The 19,869-nt window shown below is 70.7% G+C and carries 20 protein-coding genes and 2 pseudogenes; 2 read left to right on the forward strand and 20 right to left on the reverse strand.

Annotation, left to right across the window (positions count from 1 at the left end; genetic code table 11):
* Positions 1-6 precede the first annotated feature (6 nt).
* Positions 7-966, reverse strand: coding sequence for a 30S ribosomal protein S2 (rpsB, locus tag LNW71_RS06490; RefSeq protein ID WP_250967366.1), 960 nt, complete (start codon positions 964-966; stop codon positions 7-9).
* A 658-nt stretch (positions 967-1,624) separates the two neighbouring features.
* Between rpsB and LNW71_RS36850 the strand changes: the two are divergent.
* Positions 1,625-1,816, forward strand: a pseudogene (locus tag LNW71_RS36850) (M23 family peptidase); the annotation flags it as partial.
* Between the two features lie 308 nt (positions 1,817-2,124).
* Here LNW71_RS36850 and LNW71_RS06500 read toward each other — a convergent pair.
* From LNW71_RS06500 to LNW71_RS06585, 18 genes and pseudogenes are all read right to left on the reverse strand, one after another.
* A pseudogene (locus tag LNW71_RS06500) lies at positions 2,125-2,702 on the reverse strand (TetR/AcrR family transcriptional regulator).
* 184 nt (positions 2,703-2,886) lie between these two features.
* Positions 2,887-3,723, reverse strand: a complete 837-nt coding sequence (gene whiG / locus LNW71_RS06505) for an RNA polymerase sigma factor WhiG (protein WP_250967367.1) — start codon at positions 3,721-3,723, stop codon at positions 2,887-2,889.
* Positions 3,724-4,013: 290 nt separating this feature from the next.
* A complete protein-coding gene (dprA, locus tag LNW71_RS06510; RefSeq protein ID WP_250967368.1) occupies positions 4,014-5,231 on the reverse strand; it encodes a DNA-processing protein DprA in 1,218 nt (405 codons plus the stop codon).
* 332 nt (positions 5,232-5,563) lie between these two features.
* Complete coding sequence (locus LNW71_RS06515; RefSeq protein ID WP_250967369.1) at positions 5,564-7,189, reverse strand: YifB family Mg chelatase-like AAA ATPase; 1,626 nt, start codon at positions 7,187-7,189, stop codon at positions 5,564-5,566.
* Positions 7,189-7,509 (reverse strand): YraN family protein, encoded by a 321-nt coding sequence (locus LNW71_RS06520; RefSeq protein WP_250971915.1) that lies wholly within the window; start codon positions 7,507-7,509, stop codon positions 7,189-7,191. The genes LNW71_RS06515 and LNW71_RS06520 overlap by 1 nt, the downstream gene beginning before the upstream one ends.
* A gap of 122 nt (positions 7,510-7,631) precedes the next feature.
* Complete coding sequence (locus LNW71_RS06525; protein ID WP_003965949.1) at positions 7,632-7,940, reverse strand: DUF2469 domain-containing protein; 309 nt, start codon at positions 7,938-7,940, stop codon at positions 7,632-7,634.
* A gap of 63 nt (positions 7,941-8,003) precedes the next feature.
* Positions 8,004-8,492: an NUDIX hydrolase gene (locus tag LNW71_RS06530; RefSeq protein WP_250967370.1), complete on the reverse strand. Its 489-nt coding sequence runs from the start codon at positions 8,490-8,492 to the stop codon at positions 8,004-8,006.
* Positions 8,482-9,231, reverse strand: coding sequence for a signal peptidase I (lepB, locus tag LNW71_RS06535; protein ID WP_250967371.1), 750 nt, complete (start codon positions 9,229-9,231; stop codon positions 8,482-8,484). The genes LNW71_RS06530 and lepB (LNW71_RS06535) overlap by 11 nt, the downstream gene beginning before the upstream one ends.
* Before the next feature lie 49 nt (positions 9,232-9,280).
* A complete protein-coding gene (lepB, locus tag LNW71_RS06540; RefSeq protein ID WP_250967372.1) occupies positions 9,281-10,204 on the reverse strand; it encodes a signal peptidase I in 924 nt (307 codons plus the stop codon).
* 131 nt (positions 10,205-10,335) lie between these two features.
* Positions 10,336-11,235 carry a signal peptidase I gene (gene lepB, locus LNW71_RS06545; RefSeq protein ID WP_250971916.1) on the reverse strand — a complete coding sequence of 300 codons (900 nt, stop codon included), beginning with the start codon at positions 11,233-11,235 and terminating at the stop codon, positions 10,336-10,338.
* On the reverse strand, positions 11,132-12,208 hold the full coding sequence (gene lepB / locus LNW71_RS06550; protein ID WP_250967373.1) for a signal peptidase I: 1,077 nt from the start codon (positions 12,206-12,208) through the stop codon (positions 11,132-11,134). Before lepB (LNW71_RS06550) ends, lepB (LNW71_RS06545) begins: the two co-directional genes overlap by 104 nt.
* The gene (lepB, locus tag LNW71_RS06555; protein ID WP_250967374.1) at positions 12,201-12,971 is read right to left on the reverse strand and encodes a signal peptidase I; all 771 of its coding nucleotides are present in this window, start codon (positions 12,969-12,971) and stop codon (positions 12,201-12,203) included. Before lepB (LNW71_RS06555) ends, lepB (LNW71_RS06550) begins: the two co-directional genes overlap by 8 nt.
* Before the next feature lie 45 nt (positions 12,972-13,016).
* Positions 13,017-13,367 carry a 50S ribosomal protein L19 gene (gene rplS, locus LNW71_RS06560; RefSeq protein ID WP_250967375.1) on the reverse strand — a complete coding sequence of 117 codons (351 nt, stop codon included), beginning with the start codon at positions 13,365-13,367 and terminating at the stop codon, positions 13,017-13,019.
* A gap of 127 nt (positions 13,368-13,494) precedes the next feature.
* On the reverse strand, positions 13,495-14,316 hold the full coding sequence (gene trmD, locus LNW71_RS06565) for a tRNA (guanosine(37)-N1)-methyltransferase TrmD (RefSeq protein ID WP_250967376.1): 822 nt from the start codon (positions 14,314-14,316) through the stop codon (positions 13,495-13,497).
* Positions 14,316-14,927, reverse strand: a complete 612-nt coding sequence (gene rimM, locus LNW71_RS06570; RefSeq protein WP_250967377.1) for a ribosome maturation factor RimM — start codon at positions 14,925-14,927, stop codon at positions 14,316-14,318. The genes trmD and rimM overlap by 1 nt, the downstream gene beginning before the upstream one ends.
* Positions 14,928-15,007: 80 nt before the next feature.
* Positions 15,008-15,247 (reverse strand): RNA-binding protein, encoded by a 240-nt coding sequence (locus LNW71_RS06575; RefSeq protein WP_145765829.1) that lies wholly within the window; start codon positions 15,245-15,247, stop codon positions 15,008-15,010.
* A 2-nt stretch (positions 15,248-15,249) separates the two neighbouring features.
* Positions 15,250-15,693: a 30S ribosomal protein S16 gene (gene rpsP / locus LNW71_RS06580; protein ID WP_250967378.1), complete on the reverse strand. Its 444-nt coding sequence runs from the start codon at positions 15,691-15,693 to the stop codon at positions 15,250-15,252.
* 157 nt (positions 15,694-15,850) lie between these two features.
* Positions 15,851-16,444 (reverse strand): hypothetical protein, encoded by a 594-nt coding sequence (locus LNW71_RS06585; RefSeq protein WP_073739095.1) that lies wholly within the window; start codon positions 16,442-16,444, stop codon positions 15,851-15,853.
* 546 nt (positions 16,445-16,990) lie between these two features.
* Between LNW71_RS06585 and LNW71_RS06590 the strand changes: the two genes are divergently transcribed.
* A complete protein-coding gene (locus LNW71_RS06590; RefSeq protein WP_250967379.1) occupies positions 16,991-17,830 on the forward strand; it encodes a methyltransferase domain-containing protein in 840 nt (279 codons plus the stop codon).
* A 49-nt stretch (positions 17,831-17,879) separates the two neighbouring features.
* On the opposite strand, the gene ftsH is transcribed toward LNW71_RS06590, so the two are convergent.
* The gene (gene ftsH, locus LNW71_RS06595; protein ID WP_250967380.1) at positions 17,880-19,796 is read right to left on the reverse strand and encodes an ATP-dependent zinc metalloprotease FtsH; all 1,917 of its coding nucleotides are present in this window, start codon (positions 19,794-19,796) and stop codon (positions 17,880-17,882) included.
* Between the last annotated feature and the right edge of the window lie 73 nt (positions 19,797-19,869).

Consider the following 19,869-nt stretch of genomic DNA (forward strand, 5'->3'; position numbering starts at 1 on the left):
CGGGTGTCAGGCCTGCTCGCCGTCCGCGGCCGGAGCCTCGGCGGCGGGGGCCTCGGCGGGGGCCTCGGCAACGGGGGCCTCGGCGGGAGCCTCGGCAGCAGCGTCGGCCTCGACCTCGGCCGGCGTCTCGGCGGCGTCCGCGACCTTCTCGGTCTCGGCGGAGGTCTGCACCTCGGCGTCGGCCTTCTTGTCGCCCTCGAGCAGGTCACGCTCCCACTCGGCGAGCGGCTCGCCGGCGGCCTTCTCGCCCGGCTTCGAGTCGCCGGTCGCAGCGCCGGAACGGGCGATGAGGCCCTCGGCGACGGCGTCGGCGATCACGCGGGTGAGCAGGGTGACGGAGCGGATCGCGTCGTCGTTGCCCGGAATCTTGTAGTCGACCTCGTCGGGGTCGCAGTTGGTGTCCAGGATCGCGACGACCGGGATGTGGAGCTTGCGCGCCTCACCGACGGCGATGTGCTCCTTCTTGGTGTCGACGATCCAGACGGCGCTCGGCACCTTCTGCATCTCGCGGATACCACCGAGGGTCTTCTCCAGCTTGGCCTTCTCACGCGAGAGGACCAGGAGCTCCTTCTTGGTGAGGCCGGAAGCGGCCACGTCCTCGAAGTCGATGACCTCAAGCTCCTTCAGACGCTGAAGGCGCTTGTAGACGGTGGAGAAGTTGGTGAGCATGCCACCGAGCCAACGCTGGTTGACGTACGGCATGCCGACGCGCGTCGCCTGCTCGGCGATGGCCTCCTGCGCCTGCTTCTTCGTACCCACGAACATGATGGAGCCGCCGTGGGCGACGGTCTCCTTGACGAACTCGTAGGCGCGGTCGATGTACGACAGCGACTGGAGCAGGTCGATGATGTAGATGCCGTTGCGCTCCGTGAAGATGAAGCGCTTCATCTTCGGGTTCCAACGACGGGTCTGGTGACCGAAGTGGACGCCGCTTTCCAGCAGCTCCCGCATCGTGACGACGGCCATGGCCGTACTCCTTGAGGTGCTCGGTTATCGCGACCGCAGGTTTGCAGCCGCGCCTGACGCCCCGACGCGCCGTGCCACGAGGGACCGAGGGGCGCGGCCACCTCCAGAGAGAGATGGCGGGGCGTGCGAAGTCGACCCGGTGACCCGGATCGCCACAAGAAGTGTACGGGACCCGTCGAGTGCCGGGTGACGGAGCTGTCCACAACCAGCCGGTAGTCCACAGATCCGGTCCATGATCCCCGCGAACCGGTCTGCCGGGGGACGGTGTCGCCATGCGAAACACATCTGCCCGGGCCGCCCGCCGGGCCCGGAACGGCGGCCGCGACGTATGGGGCGGCAGGCCCGGACGCCTGGTGCGGGCAGCGTCTGCGGCGGCAGCGGCGGTACTGCTCGCGATGGGGTACTGCGGGGCGCCCGCCCCGGCCGCGGCCGGGGAGCACCCGCCCGCGGGTGGGACGGCACGCTTGCCGGTGGGTGCGGCTGACCCTCCTGTGCCGGTGCGTCCGGCGGACTCTCCTGTGCCGGTGCGTCCGGCGGATCCTGGCCGGGGCTGGCCACTGGAGGGCCGGCCCGTGGTCGTACGGGGTGGGAGCCGCCCGCCACCGACTACGGGCGGGGACACCGTGGGGTGGACCTCGCCGCCGGGCCCGGTACGTCGGTGCTCGCGGCCGCCTCCGGCCGGGTCTCGTTCGCGGGCGGAGTCGGGGGGCGCGGGGTGCTGGCGATCGAGCTCTCGGAAACGGGCGATCCGCCGCTGCGGACCACGTACGAGCCGGTGCGGTCCCTGGTGGCGAAGGGAGACGAGGTCACCGCGGGCCAAGTGGTGGCGGTCATGGAGGCGGGGCCATCCCATTGCGCTTCGGGCTGTCTGCACTGGGGCCTGCGCCGCGCGGCCGCGTACCTGGACCCGCTGTCGCTGCTGCCGCCCTCACTGCTGCGGCGCGGGCCGTCCCGGCTGCTGCCGGTATCCGGCGTGCCCGAGCCCGGGAGCGCAGGTACCCCGCCGCCCAGCGGGGACTCGGAGACGTCCGGCCTGGCCGAGCCGACGACCCCAGGGGCGCTGCCGCCCAGCGGGGACCGTGCCTCCGGGGCGGTGACGACGGATGGCCGATCCGGTGCCCCCGCGGTACTGATGGGCGCCGCGGTGATGCGTCGGCGTCAGCCCTGTGGGGCGTCCGGGGCGCCACGCACACCGCGAAGGATCATGGCCACGGCGGTGTCCGCGATCACGTCCGGCTCCTCCGCCACACTCAGCTCGATACGTCGCACGGCGGCGTCCACGGAGCCCTGCAACAGCATGGCCGCCAGACGGGGCTGCTCGTGGCCGAGGTCGCCGAGCGCCTGGACGATCATGGCGATCAGTCCGCCGTGCGCGGCGCGGATCTTCTCCCGCGCGCCCGCGTCCAGTTCGCTCGCCGAGATCGCGACGACGGCCCGGTGGCGCCGGTCCCCCACCAGATCGAGCTGCCGCCGTACGTATGCCTCGATCTTCTCCTCGGGCGTTCCCGCCCGCTCCATCGCGTTCTCCACCTCGGCTGCCCAGACGGGGAAGTCGACGGTGCAGAGCTCCTCGACGACGGCGGCACGGGAACGGAAGTACTCGTAGACGGAGGACCGGGCGAGGCCGGTGCGTTCGGCGAGGGCGGGGAAGGTCAGCGCCTCCGTGCCCCCTCGGACAGCAGGGAACGCGCCGCGTCCAGGAGGGCGCCGCGCTGCATGGTCCGGTGCTCGGCCACGGAGGCCGCTCGAATCCTGGGCACGCGTCCACTCTACGGCGGCCGGTGCCCTGGAGGGGGAGGGCGGCCCGGATCGGTGGCCGGAGCGGGCTCTGCGGGGGACGGTCCGAGGAGGCCTGAGAGCGATTCGGGGACCGGTCCGGGGAGCGGCCGAGGGCGATCCCGGGATGCTCCGGGACGGGTTTCAGCGTCCGGCGTCGGCCAGTTTCGCGCGCAACTGGAGCACCGACTTGGTGTGGATCTGGCTGACCCGGCTCTCGGTGACCCCGAGGACGTTCCCGATTTCGGCGAGGGTGAGGCCCTCGTAGTAGTACAGGGTGACGACCGTCTTCTCCCGGTCCGGGAGGGTATTGATCGCACGGGCAAGCAGCCGTCTGAGCTCACGGCCCTCGGCCACCTCCACCGGATTGTCGGCGGCGGTGTCCTCCAGCGTGTCCATCAGGCTCAGCCGGTCGCCGCCCTCGCCACCCACGTGGAGCAGCTCCTCCAGCGCGACCACGTTCGCGAGCGACAACTGGCTGAAAACCGCATGCAGTTCTTCGAGCGTGATGCCCATCTCCGCGGCGACCTCCGCCTCCGACGGAGTGCGCCGCAGTCGCGCCTCCAGCGTGGCGTAGGCGCGTTCCACGGCCCGCGCCTTCTGGCGCACGGAACGCGGGATCCAGTCCAGCGCCCGGAGTTCGTCGATCATCGCGCCCCGGATGCGGGTGATCGCGTACGTCTCGAACTTGATCGCGCGCTCGATGTCGAACTTCTCGATCGCGTCGATCAGTCCGAACACCCCCGAGGAAACGAAGTCGGCCTGCTCGACGTTGGACGGCAGGCCCACGCTCACCCGGCCGGCAACGTACTTCACCAGAGGCGAGTAGTGCAGGATCAGCTGCTCCCGCAGCCGCTCGTCGCCCGTCGTCTTGTACGAGCGCCACAACTCGTCGAGCGAGGAGGGGGCGGGAGGGCGCACAGTGCCACGCGCAGCCGGTGGTACTGCCGCGCGGTCAGACCCGGAGGTGTGCTGGGGCATGTGGTGCCTTGAGCCGTTCTGCTGTGAAGTGCTGGGGGACTTGCGTCTGGGGCGGAATCCTTGTGAGCGTAGCGTGACTGAGTTGTTGCAGTGCGCGCAGGATAAGGGATCGATGCTGCGCGGTTCCGGGCGAGCGGACACGACACGGGACGCGGCGCGGGACACGACCGCACACCCGGACGAGGACATGACTGGCGTCCGGGGCCGGCGCCTCATGCGCCGGCCCCGGAGGCGCTGCCGAACGGTCCGCCGGGGTCATCGGCATCACCTTTTCACCCGAATGCTCCAGGTCAAGGACCGCCTCGCCGCGCGCCGTCATTGCAAGTCGGCCGCCGCGTCAACCGCCATCCCTCGCCATGACGTTCGACGAACCCCAGTGAGTGCAGTTCGTACAGCTTGCCGAGTGCCTCGTCGGCGCTCGTTCCCGCGGCGCGCGCCACCTCGCGTCCGTCGGCGGCGCCGCGGGCCGGCAGCGCGTCCAGGACCCGGGTGCAGACGGCGTCCAGAAGGTCCCGCGGAAGCACCGGCCCGTGCCGGGGCGGGGCGAGTTCCCCCATGTCACCGACCAGTTCGGCGACTTCCGCGGCATCCGTCACCAGCACGCCCTCGCCCCGCAGGAGTTCATGAACGCCTGCTGACAGACCACTGGTGGCAGGCCCCGGAACGCCCATGGTGAAGCGGCCGAGCCGCTGGGCGCAGCGGGCCGTGACCAGTGAACCGCTGCGGTACTCGGCCTCGACCACGACGGTTCCGCGCGTCAACGCGGCGATCACCCTGTTCCGGAGGATGAATCTGCTGCGGGTGGGGTGAGCGGACGGCGGCAGTTCACCGATGACGAGACCCTGTTCGGCCATGCGCCCGATCAGCTCGGCATGTCCTCGGGGGTAGGCGACGTCCACGCCGCAGGCCAGGACCGCCATGGTCGCCCCACCTGCGGCGAGGGCGCCCCGGTGGGCGGCCCCGTCGACGCCGAAGGCCGCACCCGAGACGACCACCCACCCCCGCTCCGCGAGCCCCGCCCCGAGAGCCGTCGCCATGTGCGCCCCGTACGGCGTGCAGGCGCGGGCACCGACCACCGCGACCGAACGCAGCGCCCAGAGCCGCAGATCGGCCTTCCCCCGCACCCATAGCCCGGTCGGCCTGGTGTCACCCAGGTCGTCCAGCTGACTCGGCCACTCCCGGTCGCCGGGGCAGACGAACCGCCCGCCCGCTGCGGCGACCGCGGCCAGATCCCGTTCGGGCTCGACCGTCTCGGCCCGCAGCCGATATCCGGCGAGACGCTTCGGAGTCATGCCGCGCAACTGCTCGGCCGACCCGTCCCGGGCCGTGATCCGCCGCATCAATTCCACACCGCCGCACTCGCGCAGCCAGCGGCCACCCCGTTCGTCCCCCGGCTCCATGACCCGGGTCAGCGCGGCCCGCGCCAGCCGCTCCCGATCCCCCACCGTCCCGGAAGCCCCCGGCAGGCGTTCCTGGCCGCCCTCCGAGCCCGGCGCAAACGGCAGCATCCCGGAATCCTGAGCCTGTCCCTCCCCGTCACTCACCGTCCCAGAAGTCCGAGCCACCCCCTCGGTGTCGCCCACCGGCCCAGAATCCTGAGCTCGCCTCTCCTCGTGACCCACCGTCCCGGAGGCCCGTGTCAGCCCCTCCCCGTCACCCACCGCCCCAGAACCCCACACCCGCCCCTCCCCATCGCCCGTCCCCGGCCATGTGACCCCCCGCTCCACGTTCGCTTCCCGTGCCTCGGCCGCCACCCCCGACGCACCGCCCGTCGGCCGGCCGACGCCGTCGTCGTCGTCGCCGGGTGCCCGGCCGCTCCCCTCCGCCCCGCCCTGCACGGTCATGACGCCCCCGCCCCCATCGCCGCCCCACGCGGAATCCCGGTCCGCAGCTCCAGGGCCACCGCGATGTCCGAGGCGTCCGGGCGGTCGGCGCCCCGTAGATCCGCGACCGTCCACGCCACCCGCAGCACCCGGTCGAGGCCGCGCGCGGTGAGCAGGCCTCGTTCCATGTCCCGCTCGGCCGCCATCAGCGCGCCCGGTGCCGCCACCAGCCGGGTCCGCAACTCGTGCCCCGGCACCTCGCTGTTGGTGGTCCAGGGGGTGCCGGCCAGCCGCTCCGCCGCCCGTACCCGGGCCGCCCGCACCCGGGCGGCGACTGTCGCGGTCGTCTCGCCCCGGTCGCCCCGCCCCATCAGATCCGCGCGCTTGACGGGTTCGACGACCACTCGCAGGTCCACCCGGTCGAGCAGCGGCCCCGAGAGCCGGGCCTGGTAGCGCCGGACCGAGGAGGGAGGGCATTCGCAGCCCGCCCCGCTGAGGGTGTGCCGCCCGCACGGGCAGGGGTTGGCGGCCAGCACCATCAGGAACCTGGCCGGCAACCGCACCACCCCGGCGCTGCGCGCCACCACCACATGCCCCGACTCCAGCGGCTGGCGCAGCGCGTCCAGGGCCCGTACCGAGAATTCCGGCGCCTCGTCCAGAAAGAGAATGCCGCGGTGAGCCAGCGAAACGGCGCCGGGCCGTGGCAGCCCGTTGCCACCGCCGACCAGCGACTGCATGGTCGCCGAGTGGTGCGGCGCGCAGTACGGGGCGCGGGAGACGAGGGGTTCGCCCGGCGGCAGGATGCCGGCCACCGAGTGCACCGCGGTCACCTCAAGGGATTCCTGCCGGTTCAGGGGCGGCAGGATCGCGGGGAGGCGTTCGGCGAGCATGGTCTTGCCCGCACCCGGAGGTCCGGAGAGCAGGAGGTGGTGGCCGCCCGCCGCGGCGACTTCCAGCGCCATGCGCGGCCGCTCCTGACCCGCGACGTCCGCCAGGTCCGGCCGGTGCCCCTCGCCCGGTGCCGAACCCCTGGCGATGCCGGTGCCCATTCCGGCACCGGGCACCATGAGCCCGGCCAGCATGGTGTCGGGACGCCCCTGGTCGTGGGCCTCCGGTTCCTCGGGCACCGGCTCGTCGCAGAGCACGGCGATCAGCTGACGCAGGCTCCGCACCCCGAGCACGGAGATGCCGGGCACAAGGGCCGCCTCCCCCGCGGTCTGTTCGGGGACGACCACCTGCCGGTATCCGGCCTCGGCCGCGGCCAGGACCGCGGGAAGCACACCGCGCACCGGCCGCACCCGCCCGTCGAGCCCCAGCTCCCCGATCATCACCACATCGGCGATCGACGCGGGTTCGATCCGCTCGGCCGCGCCGAGCACCGCACAAGCCACCGCGAGATCGAAGCCGGAGCCACTCTTGGGCACGGAGGCCGGGGACAGACCTACCGTGAGCTTCTTCTGCGGCCATTCCGCCCCGGAGTTGACGACGGCGGCCCTGACCCGGTCCCGGCTCTCCACCAGGCTCTTGTCCGGCAGCCCCACCAGGGTGAACGCCGCCACGCCGGGCTCGAGGTCCGCCTGGACCTCCACCACCACGCCCTCGACACCGACCAGTGCCACCGAGCAGGCACGCGCGAAACCCATCAGGCCACCCCCCGCGCATGCTCGGCGACCGGCGCCCCTCGTCCGGGCAGCAGCACGCCCACCAGGTCGATCCGCACCCCGCCGGGCGGCGGACCGCCGTGCCGGTCGAGCCAGATCTCGGCCAGCCGCCGCAAGCGGTCCGCCTTGGCCGGTGTGACCGCGGCCATCGGGTGCTCGAAGGCACCCGCCCTGCGCGTCTTCACCTCACAGATGACGAGCGCGTCGCCGTCCAGCGCGACGATGTCGATCTCGCCTGCGCGACAGCGCCAGTTCCGCTCCAGTACGGACATGCCGGCGTCCGTCAGCAGCCGCGCCGCCAGATCCTCGCCGAACCGCCCGAGTGCCCCCGTGCGTTCATATCGGCACCACCTCCGGCACCGACTCTGACGCGTCCGCCCGCCTTCAGTGGATCTTGGTGGACAAGTCAGCGGATGTGGATAACTCAGCCACCCGGAAGTTCGAGATCGCTCTTGTTCAGCTCCTCGATGTTGACGTCCTTGAACGTCAGCACCCGGACCTGCTTGACGAACCGTGCGGGCCGGTACATGTCCCAGACCCAGGCATCCGCCATGGACACCTCGAAGAACACCTCACCCTGGACCGAGTGCACCTGCATCTCGTAGTCGTTGGTGAGGTAGAAGCGCCGTTCGGTCTCGATCACATATTTGAACAGACCGACGACATCGCGGTACTCCCGGTAGAGCTTCAGCTCCATCTCGGTCTCGTACTTCTCGAGGTCCTCGGCGCTCATTGGCATGTTCCCCTTCAGCCGTGCGTTCCCCCATTGTGCGCCAGGCCCCGGCGCCCCGGACGCTCAGGCGGATTCGGGGGCCAGAACCAACGGCGTACGCGGAGGACCCTCGTCGAGCAGCGTGCGCAGCAGCCCGGCGAGTCTGGTCGGGTACACCGTCTCACGCGCCACCGACAGTTCGGCGGAGGTCCACCACCTCAGACCCGCGACACTGCGCCGTTCCAGTACCGTCTGCCCACTCGTGTCCGTAACGGTCTGGGTCGTGCGGGCGAGGAAGTACCACTCGTCCTGATCCCAGCGCCGGCCGTCGAACGGGAACGAACACCTCCGCGTCCAGAGCAGCGGACCCAGCTCCACGTCCGTGATCCCGGTCTCCTCGGCAAGCTCGCGCAGCGCCGCCTGCTCCCGGGTCTCGCCGCCCTCCAGGCCGCCGCCCGGAGTGAACCACCAGGTGCTCGCCGGGTCCTCCGGTTCGAACCCGTGCATCAGCAGAATGCGGTCGTCCGGATCGAGGAGGACCAGGCGGGCGACCTTTCGGGCCTCAGCGGACACCCGCAGGCACCTTCCCCTGCTTGTTCCGCTTCGACCGGCCGGACCGGGCGGCGACCGGGCCGTACCCGGCACCGACGAGAATGAGCACCACTCCCCCGACCACGGCCCCGAGCTGAAGCTTGAGCGGTCCCGCCGACGACACCCCGCCGGGCAGCGCGGCAAAGGCGCGGGGCCGTCCGATCATGCTCCCCAGCGGCCAGGCGACGGCGTCCACCCGGGCCGTCACGGCGCTGCGGGGCACCGAGCCCTGTCCTCGGTCCTCCAGATGGACCCGGGAGTCCAGCGAGACCCGGCGGTCGTCACCCAGGAGGAAGAGCTGGCCCTGGGGCACCTTGGCCGTGAAGTCGTTCGACGAGGCGAGGCCCGCCGTCTGCAGATACGGTTCCTCGATGGGTATGCCGTTGACCGTGAGGCGGCCGTCCTTCTCGCAGCAGGCGATCTTGTCGCCGCCGATTCCGACGACGCGCTTCACCATCGGCATATCGCCCCAGGCCGGGTCCGTGAACACCACCACGTCGCCCCGGCGCACCTCGGCGCCGTCCACCCGCTGCGCGAGCACCCGGTCGCCGGCGTTCACCGTCGGTGTCATCGACTCGGTCGGCACCGTGTAGGGCCGGTACACCACAGCTGCCCAGGCGAAGCCGCCGAGGAAGAGCACACAGCCGACGGCCACCGCCAGTCCCGACAGCATGCTGCCGAGCCGGCCGCGGCCGTCTTCCGTACGTCCTGTTCCACTCATCCCAGCGTCCCCCATCGGAGATCGACAATCGCTGATCCGAGTCGGCACCCTACCCGGCGGTACGCCCGCTGGTCAGCCTCCGCCGGCGCCAGATCGCGATCGGCAGGACGCCGGCGATGCCGAGGGCACCCGGTGCCACCGCCGCCGCGGCGCTCAGGCCGGGCTGGTCGAAGGTGTCCGGGACCGGCAGCGTGGCCCATCGGCCGACCGGCCAGGCCACCACCACGGCCCGCCCGACGACCTCGCCGACCGGCACGAAGCCCTTGTTCGCGTCGTTGGTGTGATAGCGCGAGTCCGAGGAGTCCTGCCGGTGGTCGCCCATCACCCAGATCTTGCCGTCGGGCACCTTGAAGGGCCCGAAGGGCATGTCGTCGCACGGCGTGCCACCTGGGAAGATGTACGGCTCGTCGAGCGCCTTCCCGTTGACCTCGACCGGCCCGCCCTTCTTGCACTGCACGGTGTCACCGCCGACCGCGATGGTCCGCTTGATCAGGTCCTTCTCCTGCGCCGACGGCATCAGCCCGATGAAGCTCAGGAAGCTCTGCACCGCATTCGGCTCAGGAGTCGGTTCCCCGTCCAGCCAGCCGCTCGGGTCGTGGAAGACCACCACCTCACCGCGGGCCGGCTCCGAGCCGAACCACGGGGTCAGCTTGTCGACCAGCACCCGGTCGCCCTGCTGCAGCGTGTTCTGCATCGAGTCCGAGGGAATCGAGAACGCCTGCACCAGGAACGTCTTGATCAGCAGCGCGAGAACAAGCGCGATGCCGATCAGCAGCGGCAGCTCCTTCCAGAAGGGGCGGGGCTTCTTCGCGGCCTTGCGACGACTCCGGTCCACGGGGTGCGCGCCTGCCGGCTCGTCCGGGTCCCCGGTCTCGCCGACAGGGTCGGAGGCGGACCCGGCGGGCGGCTCGGGCCTCGTCGTGGACTGCCCGTGCCCGGATCGTGCTCCGTCTGCCACGTCGCTCACATTCATTCCTCACTCTGCGCCAACGCCTGCCCACCAGGCCGTGCGATCAGCGGCCCGTTGCCCCGTACAACGAACGGGGGTTCCCCGGGCAGCCGCCGCACCGGGCCGGTGGAGGCGGAGAGCCGGGCCCGGTCTTCCTACTGCTGCCGCTGGAGCCCGGCCCTGCTGCGCCTGCGCCAGAGCACGAGCGGCACGGCTCCCGCGACACCGAGCGCGCCGGGCGCCATCGCCGCCGCGGCGTTCAGACCCGGCTGGTCGAACGTCTTCGGGATCGGCAGTGTCGCCCATCGGTTGACCGGCCACGCGACCACGACGGCCCGGCCGACGACCTCGTCCGTGGAGACCGTGCCACCGCCCGGCAGTTGCTGGTGGTAGCGGGAGTCGAGGGAGTTCTGACGATGGTCACCCATCACCCAGATACGCCCCTTGGGAACCTTGATCGGGCCGAACGGCTCGTCGTCGCAAGGGGTGTTCCCCTCGAAGATGAAGGACTTGTCGTCCAGCGCCTTGCCGTTGACCGTGACCGGACCGTTCTTCTTGCACTCCACCGTGTCACCGCCGATCGCGATGACCCGCTTGATCAGGTCCTTCTCCTCGGCGGACGGCATCAGCCCGATGAAGCTCAGGAACTTCTGCACCACGTTCGGGTCGGGTGCCGGGGCGTTCTCCAGCCAGCCGCCCGGGTCGTGGAAGACCACTACCTCACCGCGCTCCGGCTCCGAGCCGAACCACGGGGTCAGCTTGTCGACCAGCACCCGGTCGCCCCGCTGGAGGGTGTTCTGCATCGAGTCCGAGGGAATCGAGAACGCCTGCACCAGGAACGTCTTGATCAGCAGCGCGAGAATCAGCGCAATGCCGATGAGGAGGGGCAGTTCCTTCCAGAAGGAGCGGGGCTTCTTCGGGGCCGTACTGCCACTGCCCGGGGAAACGCCGTCACTCTCCGCCCGGTCCGCCGTCGTCCCGGCCGACTCGGCATTCTCCGGATTGTCCGGCCGGTCCTCGGGTTCGTCGTGCCCGGATCGTGCGCCCACCGCCAAATCCCCCACATCTGCTCCTTATTCCGTGCCACCGCCTGCGCCCTAGCCGGTGCAGGCCCACCACACCCATAACGAGCGGGAGTTCCGCAGGGGTCGGGAGCCGCATCATTGCGTTGGGATCCTGGGACACACTATTCGACGGTGCGGGGGCAGCCGCCGTCCCGGCGCGCGCGTCCGGGACCGAGGAGAACGCCGAACGTTCCTCCAGCTTCCGCCAGTGTCCGAGGGGCCAGCCGATCACCACGGCCCGTCCCACTACGGCGTCCTCGGAAACCGTGCCGTCGGCCGTCTTGTCCAGATGGAAACGCGAATCGGCGGAATTGGAGCGATGGTCGCCCATGACGAAGATTCGCCCCACCGGAACCTTTACCTCGAATTTGATCGTGGAGGGGGGATTGCCGGGAAACAGATAGGGCTCGTCGACAGCCTGTCCGTTGACCATGAGACGGCCGTCCTTGTCGCAGCACTTCACCGTGTCGCCCCCGACCGCGACCACCCGCTTGATCAGGTCCTGTTCGTCGTCGGAAGGCAGCAGGCCGATGAAGGTCAGCACCTCCTTCACCTGCTTGATGACGACAGGTGACTCCGTCGCCGTCACCGGATTCGGCGGCGGCCAGTCCGAGGGGTTCTTGAACACGACGACGTCGCCGCGCTGGGGCCGGGACCCGAACCAGGGCGTCAGCTTGTCCACCAGGACCCGGTCGCCGATCCGGATGGTCTGTTCCATCGACCCCGACGGAATCACGAAGGCCTGCACCAGGAACGTCTTGAGGACCAGCGCGATCAGCAGCGCGACGGTGATGAGGAGGGGAATCTCCTTAACGGCCGACCGGCGCCGCTTCCGCTTCACCTTGCGGGCCAGCTTGCGCCGCTCCGCCCGGGTGGGCAGCGAACGGGCAACCGTGGGCCTGGTGCCGGTGGGGAGCGGTATCCCGGGATCCGCAGCGTCGTGCGGCCGCCCGTGGTTACCCATGCGTCGCCCCCGGCGTCCGGACGCCGTCGAAGGCCGCGGTGTCCGGCAGGGATCCCAGCCGGCCCAGCGGCCAGCCGAGCCAGTCGGCCCTGCCGATCACCTCGTCGACCGGCACCATGCCGCCTCCCGGTTCGCCCAGGTGGTCACGGGAGTCCCTGGAGCGGCTGCGGTGATCGCCCATCATCCAGAGCGTGCCGTCGGGCACCACGATGTCGAACGGGGCCCGGGACGGCTCGTCGCCCGCGAACAGATAGCGCTCGTCCACCGGCAGGCCGTTCACCTCGACCCTCCCCCGCTTGTCGCAGCAGACCACCCGATCGCCCCCCACACCCACCACCCGCTTCACGAAGTCGGTCTCGGCGGGCTCCGCGAGCCCCAGGGAAGCCGCCGCCCCGTGCAGCAGCCCGGTGACGGGATTCTCCTGCGGCGCCTCCTGCATGAAGGAGCCGGTGCCGTCGAAGACCACCACGTCGCCACGCCGGGGTACGGAGCCGAAACGGTACGCCAGTTTGTTGACCAGCACCCGGTCCCCGACCTGCAGCGTGGGCTGCATCGAGCGGCTGGGGATCAGGAAGGGCTGCACCACGAAGGAGCTGAGGAGCAGCACGAAGACCGCGCAGAGGGCACCGAGGGAGAGGGCGCGCCGCCACGACATCGAGGCGGCGATCCGGCGCGGGATACGCGAAGAGCGCGACCCCTCCTCCGACCCTGTTGCGGGTGCGGAGGAACGGTCGCGCTCCTTGGGCCTTGCTTCCGTGTCCATCGGGGCCAAAGCTTATCCGGCCGTGCCGTGGACCTGGGAGTCAGCTCAGCGGTCGCGCTTCTCCTTGATCTTCGCGGCCTTGCCGCGCAGCTCACGGAGGAAGTACAGCTTGGCGCGACGGACGTCACCGCGGGTGACGAGCTCGATCTTCTCGAAGATCGGGCTGTGCACCGGGAAGGTGCGCTCGACGCCGACGCTGAAGGAGACCTTGCGGACCGTGAAGGTCTCGCTGATGCCCGCGCCCTGGCGGCGGATGACGATGCCCTTGAACTGCTGGATACGGGAGCGGTTGCCCTCGATCACGCGCACGTGGACGTTGACGGTGTCGCCGGGGCGGAACGCCGGGACGTCGGTACGCAGCGAGGCGGCGTTGACGCCATCGAGCAGGGAAGTCATGTTGTCTGCTTTCTTCGCCGATGCCACAGGTCATCGACGGGAGAGTGATGAATCAGGGGTGCTGATCGCGTCGGGCGGGCGTCGTTCCCCCTGTGGCAGGGGCGCGCGTCGGACGTACAGCAGCGGCCTATTCTTCCACGGCCTGGGGCCTGCGCCAAAATCGGCCGCCGGGCTCCGGTGACCAGCCCAGGATGGAGAGCATCTCGCGGTCCTTCTTGTCGAAGCCCGCTGCCTCGCAACGCTCGATCAGGTCGGGCCGGTTGAGCGCGGTACGACGGAAGGCCTCGTCCCGGCGCCAGCGCGCGATCCGGCCGTGGTGGCCGCTGAGCAGCACGTCCGGGATACCCCTGCCGCGCCACTCGGGCGGCTTGGTGTAGACGGGCCCTTCCAGCAGATCGGCCATCGCGCCGGGAGCGAAGGAGTCGTCCCGGTGCGATTCGGCGTTGCCGAGCACTCCCGGCAGCAGCCGGGCCACCGCCTCGGTGATCACCAGTACCGCGGCTTCCCCGCCGGCCAGCACGTAGTCGCCGATGGACACCTCGACGACCGGCATCCGGGTGGCGTACTCCTCGGTCACCCGCCGGTCGATGCCCTCGTAGCGGGCCGGGGCGAAGATCAGCCAGGGCCGCCCGGACAGCTCGACGGCGAGTTCCTGGGTGAACGGCCGGCCGCTCGGCGTGGGCACCACGAGCACCGGGGAGTGCGCACCGGCCTCGTAACCGCAGGCCAGGGTCTCGTCCAGGGCGTCGCCCCACGGCTCGGTCTTCATGACCATGCCGGGGCCGCCGCCGTAGGGAGTGTCGTCGACCGTGTTGTGGCGGTCGTACGTCCACTCCCGCAGATCGTGCACCTGCACGTCGAGGCGGCCGCGGGCGCGGGCCTTGCCGACGAGTGAGACGTTCAGCGGTTCCAGGTACTCGGGGAAGATCGTGACGACATCGAGGCGCATCAGTCGTCTTTCCCGGACTCGTCCTGACCAGCCTCGGCGGGACCGGACCCGGCCTCGGCGGCTGCCGCATCCTCGTCGCGCGAGGAGACCACGACGGCCTGGCTGTCGTCGATCAGACCGGGCGGCGGAGTGATCACCGCGCGCTGCTCCTCCAGGTCGATCTCCGAGACGATCTCCTCGACGAACGGGATCATCACCTCGGTGCCGTCGGGACGCTCCACGATGAAGAGGTCCTGCGAGGGCAGGTGCGTGACCTCGGTGATCCGGCCGATCTCGGTACCGTCGGCGAGCACCACGTCCAGATCCATCAGCTGATGGTCGTAGAACTCCTCGGGGTCCTCCGGGAGCTCCGCCGGGTCGACGTCGGCGATCAGCAGCGTGTTGCGCAGCGCCTCGGCGGCCGTACGGTCGCGCACTCCCTCGAAACGCAGCAGCAGCCGGCCGCTGTGCACCCGGCCGGTCTCGATCGTCAGCGGACCCGTCGAGGCCGGCTCGGTGGCCAGTACGGCACCGGGCCCGAGCCGGAGCTCCGGCTCGTCCGTGCGCACCTCGACGGTGACCTCGCCCTTGATGCCGTGGGCGCGACCGATCCGCGCGACTACCAACTGCACCTTGTGTTCTCTCCTGTCGTACGACGACGGGCCGGGGCGGGCGCATGGCCCTCCCCGGCCCGTGCCGGTGTTCAACTCTGTCAGCGAACCTGATCCACATCGACGAGGTCGACGCGGATACCACGGCCGCCGATGGCGCCGACGACGGTACGCAGCGCGCGTGCGGTGCGGCCGTTACGGCCGATCACCTTGCCGAGGTCATCGGGATGGACCCGAACCTCGAGCACACGGCCACGCCGCAGGTCGCGCGAGGCGACCTGCACGTCCTCGGGGTTGTCGACGATGCCTTTCACGAGGTGCTCGAGAGCCTCCTCGAGCATGCTCAGGCCTCGGTCGACTCGGCGGGCGCAGCTGCGTCAGCAGCGTCGTCCGCCTTCTTGTCGGCCTTCTTCGCCTTCTGCGTGATGGCCTCGCCCTTGGACTCCTCGCCGGAGTCCTTGGTCAGGGCCTCGAAGAGGGCGCGCTTGTCAGCCTTGGGCTCAGGCTGCAGCAGCGGCGCGGGGGCCGGGAGGCCCTTGTGGGCCTGCCAGTCACCGGTCAGCTTGAGGATCGCGAGAACCGGCTCGGTCGGCTGGGCGCCGACGGACAGCCAGTACTGCGCGCGCTCTGCGTTGACCTCGATGCGCGAGGGGTTCTGCACCGGGTGGTACAGGCCGATCTCCTCGATGGCCCGGCCATCACGGCGGGTACGGGAGTCGGCGACGACGATGCGGTAGTGAGGCGAACGGATCTTGCCCAGACGCTTCAGCTTGATCTTGACTGCCACGGAAGTGGTGTCTCCTGGTCTATGACGTGGTTGGGCACAACAAGATGCCACGTGGGGTTGCGGTACTCGGAGTGCCCGATGGACGCGTCAGCCGGAGGAGAGAGGGGTCCTGTGCGACTGTCGAGTACAGCTAGCCATTGTGCCACACCACATCGGCTCACCCCACCGCGACCACTGCCTCCGGAATCCGGAACGGCTTGCCGCAGCCGCCGCAGACGATCGGGGCCTGTGCGAGGACCGAGGGGACGACGCGCACATTGCGACCGCAGTCACAGACGGCCTTGACCCGCACGCCCCCTCCGGAGGAGCCGTGCCGGGCGGCGGGACCGCGGAAGGAGCGCTTGGTGTCGGCGGCGGTGGCGACGGTGTGCGCCTTCAGGGCGCGCTGCAGCCGTTCCATCGTCGGCCGGTACCGGCGTTTGGCCTCGGGGTTGAGCGTGACCAGCGAGAAGCCACTGCTGGGGTGGGGCTCCTCGGCATGGTCGAGGCCCAGCTCCTCGGCGATCGCCAGGAATCGACGGTTGTGGTAGCGGCCGGCGCGAGAGGTGTCGCGGACACCTCGGGCGGCGGCGATGCCATGGACTGCCTCATGGAGCAGTCGCTCGAAGGAGAGCTCGGCGCCACAGGCGGACGAGGACTCTCCGATCAGGGACTCGGGCGCGGCAAGATCGGGCAGCTCGGGGTGGTACCGCTGAATGTCGGCCCACGCCTGTGCCAGCTCTGCGGCAAGTACAGGTGGTGTCGTGCTCACGTCGTGACAACGAGCGCGAGTGCCCCGGTGTTCCGATTCCGGGCCATCCCAAATAATTTGCACGTACCAGTCAGTTGCCGTTCATGCGTCCTGACGAGGACGGGTGCGCTGATCTGCGGAGAAGTCTCACAGCTCACACCAAGGTGGTACGTAGTGACGTGTACGCCCGAGCGCGTAGACGGTGCGTACGCCCCCGGAACCCGCACTGCGGGGCGCCCGGAACATCGACGGGCGCGGCCCTCGGAAGCCGACATTACCCCTCGACGTGCCCGGCCCCGCATGTCGGGTGAGACTGGGACCGGAAAGCGGGACCGCGGGCCTCCGGGCATCCATGTCCCTCGGGTGTCACCGGCGACATGTTCCGGCCACGGGGCGCATCACCGGGCCGCACCGAGGGCAACCATTGCCCGTAGACCCCTGGACGCGGCGGCGGATGCGCAGTTCTCTGGCATACGGGGGAAGCGCGGGCGCACAGACACGGGGAGACGTCCACTCAGGCACGACCGATCGGCACGACCGGAATCCCGGCGGATTGGGGCGCATTCCATGACACCAACGCTTGTCCGGCACCACAGGTACGCGGAGTCCTCCGCCTCGGTGGACACCGGTTCGCGGGCCCGTGACTGGGCGGAGATCCAGGAGCGGATGCTCGCGCCGCTGTACGAGGCGGTGTACCGGCGCCTGGAAGTGGGGGCCGGCACCCGGATGCTCTCGCTCGGCTGCGGCTCCGGCCTCGCACTGCTGATCGCGGCCGGCCGCGGAGCACGCGTCACCGGTATCGACCCCGACGTCGAACGTCTCGCGCTCGCGCGGGCCCGGCTGCTGCCGGACCGGGAGGGCGACGCCGGGTCCCCGGACGCCGGGCCGCAGCTCCTGGAAGGCGTCCCTGCCACGCCGGCCGGCTCCGGGCCCTACGACCTGATCACCGCGTTCACCCCGATCGGCTGCTCGGCGGACGACGGTGAGGAGCTGGTGGCCACCCTCGCCTCCGCGGTGCCGCTGGCGAGCCGGGGCAGCACGGTCGTACTGACCGGCTGGGGCCCGCCCGAGCGGTGCGCGACGGCGGCGGTGCTGCGGGTGGCCACCCGGCTCGCGGACGGCGCGGACGGCTGGCTCGGCGCACAGCGCGACGATCTGGAGAACGTGGCGTTCCGGGCCGGGCTGAAGCCCGACGGATCGGGGCGGGTGGCGTGCCCGTTCGGCTACGCGGACATGGACAGCGCGGTCCGGGGCCTGCTGTCGACGCGGCTGTTCGACGCCGCGGTACGGGCGACGGACCGTTCGCAGGTGGAGAAGGAGGTGGCGGAGGCCCTGCATCCGCACCGGCGCCGGGACGGCACGGTCTGGATGCCCAACGTGTTCCGCTACCTCGTCTGCACGACGTAGCGCGCTGAGGGCCCGGGTCCGGCCGGCGGCCACCGCCGGCCGGGCTCTCCTACGTGACCGTCCGGCTGACACCCGCGGCCAGGTAGGCGGCCGCCTCGTCCAGCGTCTCGTTCTCCAGCAGCGCTCCGGCCAGCGAGTCCAGCCTTGCCCGGTTGTCGCGCAGCAGCCGGCACGCCTCCTCGTAGCACTCGTCGACGATGCGCCGCATCTCACCGTCCACGGCGTCCAGCGTCGAGGGCGCGGCCGAGAGTCCGTACGCCTGCTGGGCATCGCTCGGGATCGCCGTGAGCCGGCCGACCTTGTGGCTCATGCCCCAGCGGCCCACCATGCCGCGGGCCAGGTTGGTGACCTGCTCCAGGTCGCTCTCCGCGCCCGTGGTGATGACCCCGAACACCACCTGCTCGGCGGCCATGCCACCCAGTGCGCCGATGATCCGGCCGCGCAGGTACTTCTCGGTGTACGCGTACTTGTCGGCGTCCGGCGTGGAGAGCGTGACGCCGAGCGCGCGGCCGCGCGGCACGATGGTGACCTTGCGGACCGGGTCGGAACCCGGCTGCAGCATGCCCAGCAGAGCGTGGCCGCTCTCGTGGTACGCGGTCCTGCGGCGGTCCTCATCCGACATGACGAGCGCGCGTTCCGCGCCGAGCTGGACCTTCTCCAGGGCGTCCGAGAGATCGGCCCCGCTCACCTGCGACTGCCCCCGCTTCACGGCGAGCAGCGCGGCCTCGTTGGCGAGGTTGGCCAGGTCGGCGCCGGTCATCCCGGGGGTCGTACGGGCCACCTGACCCAGATCCACGTCGCCGGCCATCGGGATCTGCCGGGTGTGGATCTCCAGGATCGCCTCCCGGCCACCCTTGTCCGGCGGGCTGACCTGGACGATCCGGTCGAAGCGGCCGGGCCGGGTGAGTGCCGGGTCGAGGACGTCGGCACGGTTGGTGGCGGCGAGCACGACCACGCCCTCGGAACCGGAGAAGCCGTCCATCTCGGTGAGGATCTGGTTGAGCGTCTGCTCGCGCTCGTCGTGGCCGCCCATGCCGGAGCCGCCGCCGCGGACGCGTCCGATGGTGTCGATCTCGTCGATGAAGACGATGGCGGGGGCGACCTTGCGCGCCTCGGCGAAGAGTTCCCTCACCCGGCCCGCTCCCACGCCCACGATCATCTCGATGAACTCGGAGGCCGAGGCCGAGAAGAACGGCACTCCCGCCTCCCCCGCGACAGCCCGCGCCAGCAGCGTCTTGCCGGTGCCGGGAGGGCCGGCGAGGAGCACCCCGCCGGGCATCCGGGCACCCATCCGCCGGTAGGCGTCCGGATTCTTCAGGAAGTCCACGACGTCGTTGAGCTCGCCCTCGACCTCGTCGATGCCGGCGACGTCCTTGAAGGTGGTGCGCCGGCCACCCTCCAGCTCGACCGGCTTGGGCGGTGGCTTCCGGCCGAAGGCGCCCATCCCGCCGCCCATGCCGCCCCGCGACATCCGCCGGGCGATGAACACCCAGAGCAGGACGAGCAGCAGCATGGGTGCCAGCGAGATCAGCAGGTTGGCGAGGAAGCTGCGCTCCTTGACGACCGGTTCCGCGGTGACCGTGACGTCGTCCTTGACGAGTTCGGCCCAGAGGTTGTCGTCGGCGAAGGCGGGCCGCTGAGTGACGAACTTCGTGTACTTGTCGTCACCGCCCGGGACCTTCGCCTCCTTCTTGAGCTGGCCCTGGATGGCATCGCCCTTGGAGTAGATCTTGGAGACGTTGCCCGAGGTGACCTGCTTGCTGAACTCGGTGTACGCGATCGTCGGCTCTTCGTCGCCGTTGAAGAAGGAGAGCACCAGATTGGCGATCAGATAGACGATCAGTGCCGTCAGCAGCAGTCCGCCCCAGCCGCCCGGCATCTTCCGGCCCGGTGGCGGCGGCGGTGGGGCGCCTTCGGAGCGCCAGGGCTGGTCGGGGCGGTCGCGGGGAGGTACCGGACTGGTCACGCGCGCTCCTCTGCCGACAGCCGTTGAGCCGACATTAAGTGAGAAATGCGGGCGAAGCTCTCGGAGCGGTGGC

The organism is Streptomyces sp. RKAG290 (genome assembly GCF_023701695.1).
GTDB lineage: Bacteria > Actinomycetota > Actinomycetes > Streptomycetales > Streptomycetaceae > Streptomyces.

Bases quoted from the DNA above. Each gene is read 5' to 3' on its own strand.
- rpsB (WP_250967366.1), bottom strand. From the start codon at position 966: ATGGCCGTCGTCACGATGCGGGAGCTGCTGGAAAGCGGCGTCCACTTC.
- whiG (WP_250967367.1), bottom strand. From the start codon at position 3,723: ATGCCCCAGCACACCTCCGGGTCTGACCGCGCGGCAGTACCACCGGCT.
- dprA (WP_250967368.1), bottom strand. From the start codon at position 5,231: ATGCTGCCGTTTGCGCCGGGCTCGGAGGGCGGCCAGGAACGCCTGCCG.
- LNW71_RS06515 (WP_250967369.1), bottom strand. From the start codon at position 7,189: ATGGGTTTCGCGCGTGCCTGCTCGGTGGCACTGGTCGGTGTCGAGGGC.
- LNW71_RS06525 (WP_003965949.1), bottom strand. From the start codon at position 7,940: ATGAGCGCCGAGGACCTCGAGAAGTACGAGACCGAGATGGAGCTGAAG.
- lepB (WP_250967371.1), bottom strand. From the start codon at position 9,231: ATGAGTGGAACAGGACGTACGGAAGACGGCCGCGGCCGGCTCGGCAGC.
- lepB (WP_250967372.1), bottom strand. From the start codon at position 10,204: ATGAATGTGAGCGACGTGGCAGACGGAGCACGATCCGGGCACGGGCAG.
- lepB (WP_250967373.1), bottom strand. From the start codon at position 12,208: ATGGGTAACCACGGGCGGCCGCACGACGCTGCGGATCCCGGGATACCG.
- lepB (WP_250967374.1), bottom strand. From the start codon at position 12,971: ATGGACACGGAAGCAAGGCCCAAGGAGCGCGACCGTTCCTCCGCACCC.
- rplS (WP_250967375.1), bottom strand. From the start codon at position 13,367: ATGACTTCCCTGCTCGATGGCGTCAACGCCGCCTCGCTGCGTACCGAC.
- trmD (WP_250967376.1), bottom strand. From the start codon at position 14,316: ATGCGCCTCGATGTCGTCACGATCTTCCCCGAGTACCTGGAACCGCTG.
- LNW71_RS06575 (WP_145765829.1), bottom strand. From the start codon at position 15,247: ATGCTCGAGGAGGCTCTCGAGCACCTCGTGAAAGGCATCGTCGACAAC.
- LNW71_RS06590 (WP_250967379.1), top strand. From the start codon at position 16,991: ATGACACCAACGCTTGTCCGGCACCACAGGTACGCGGAGTCCTCCGCC.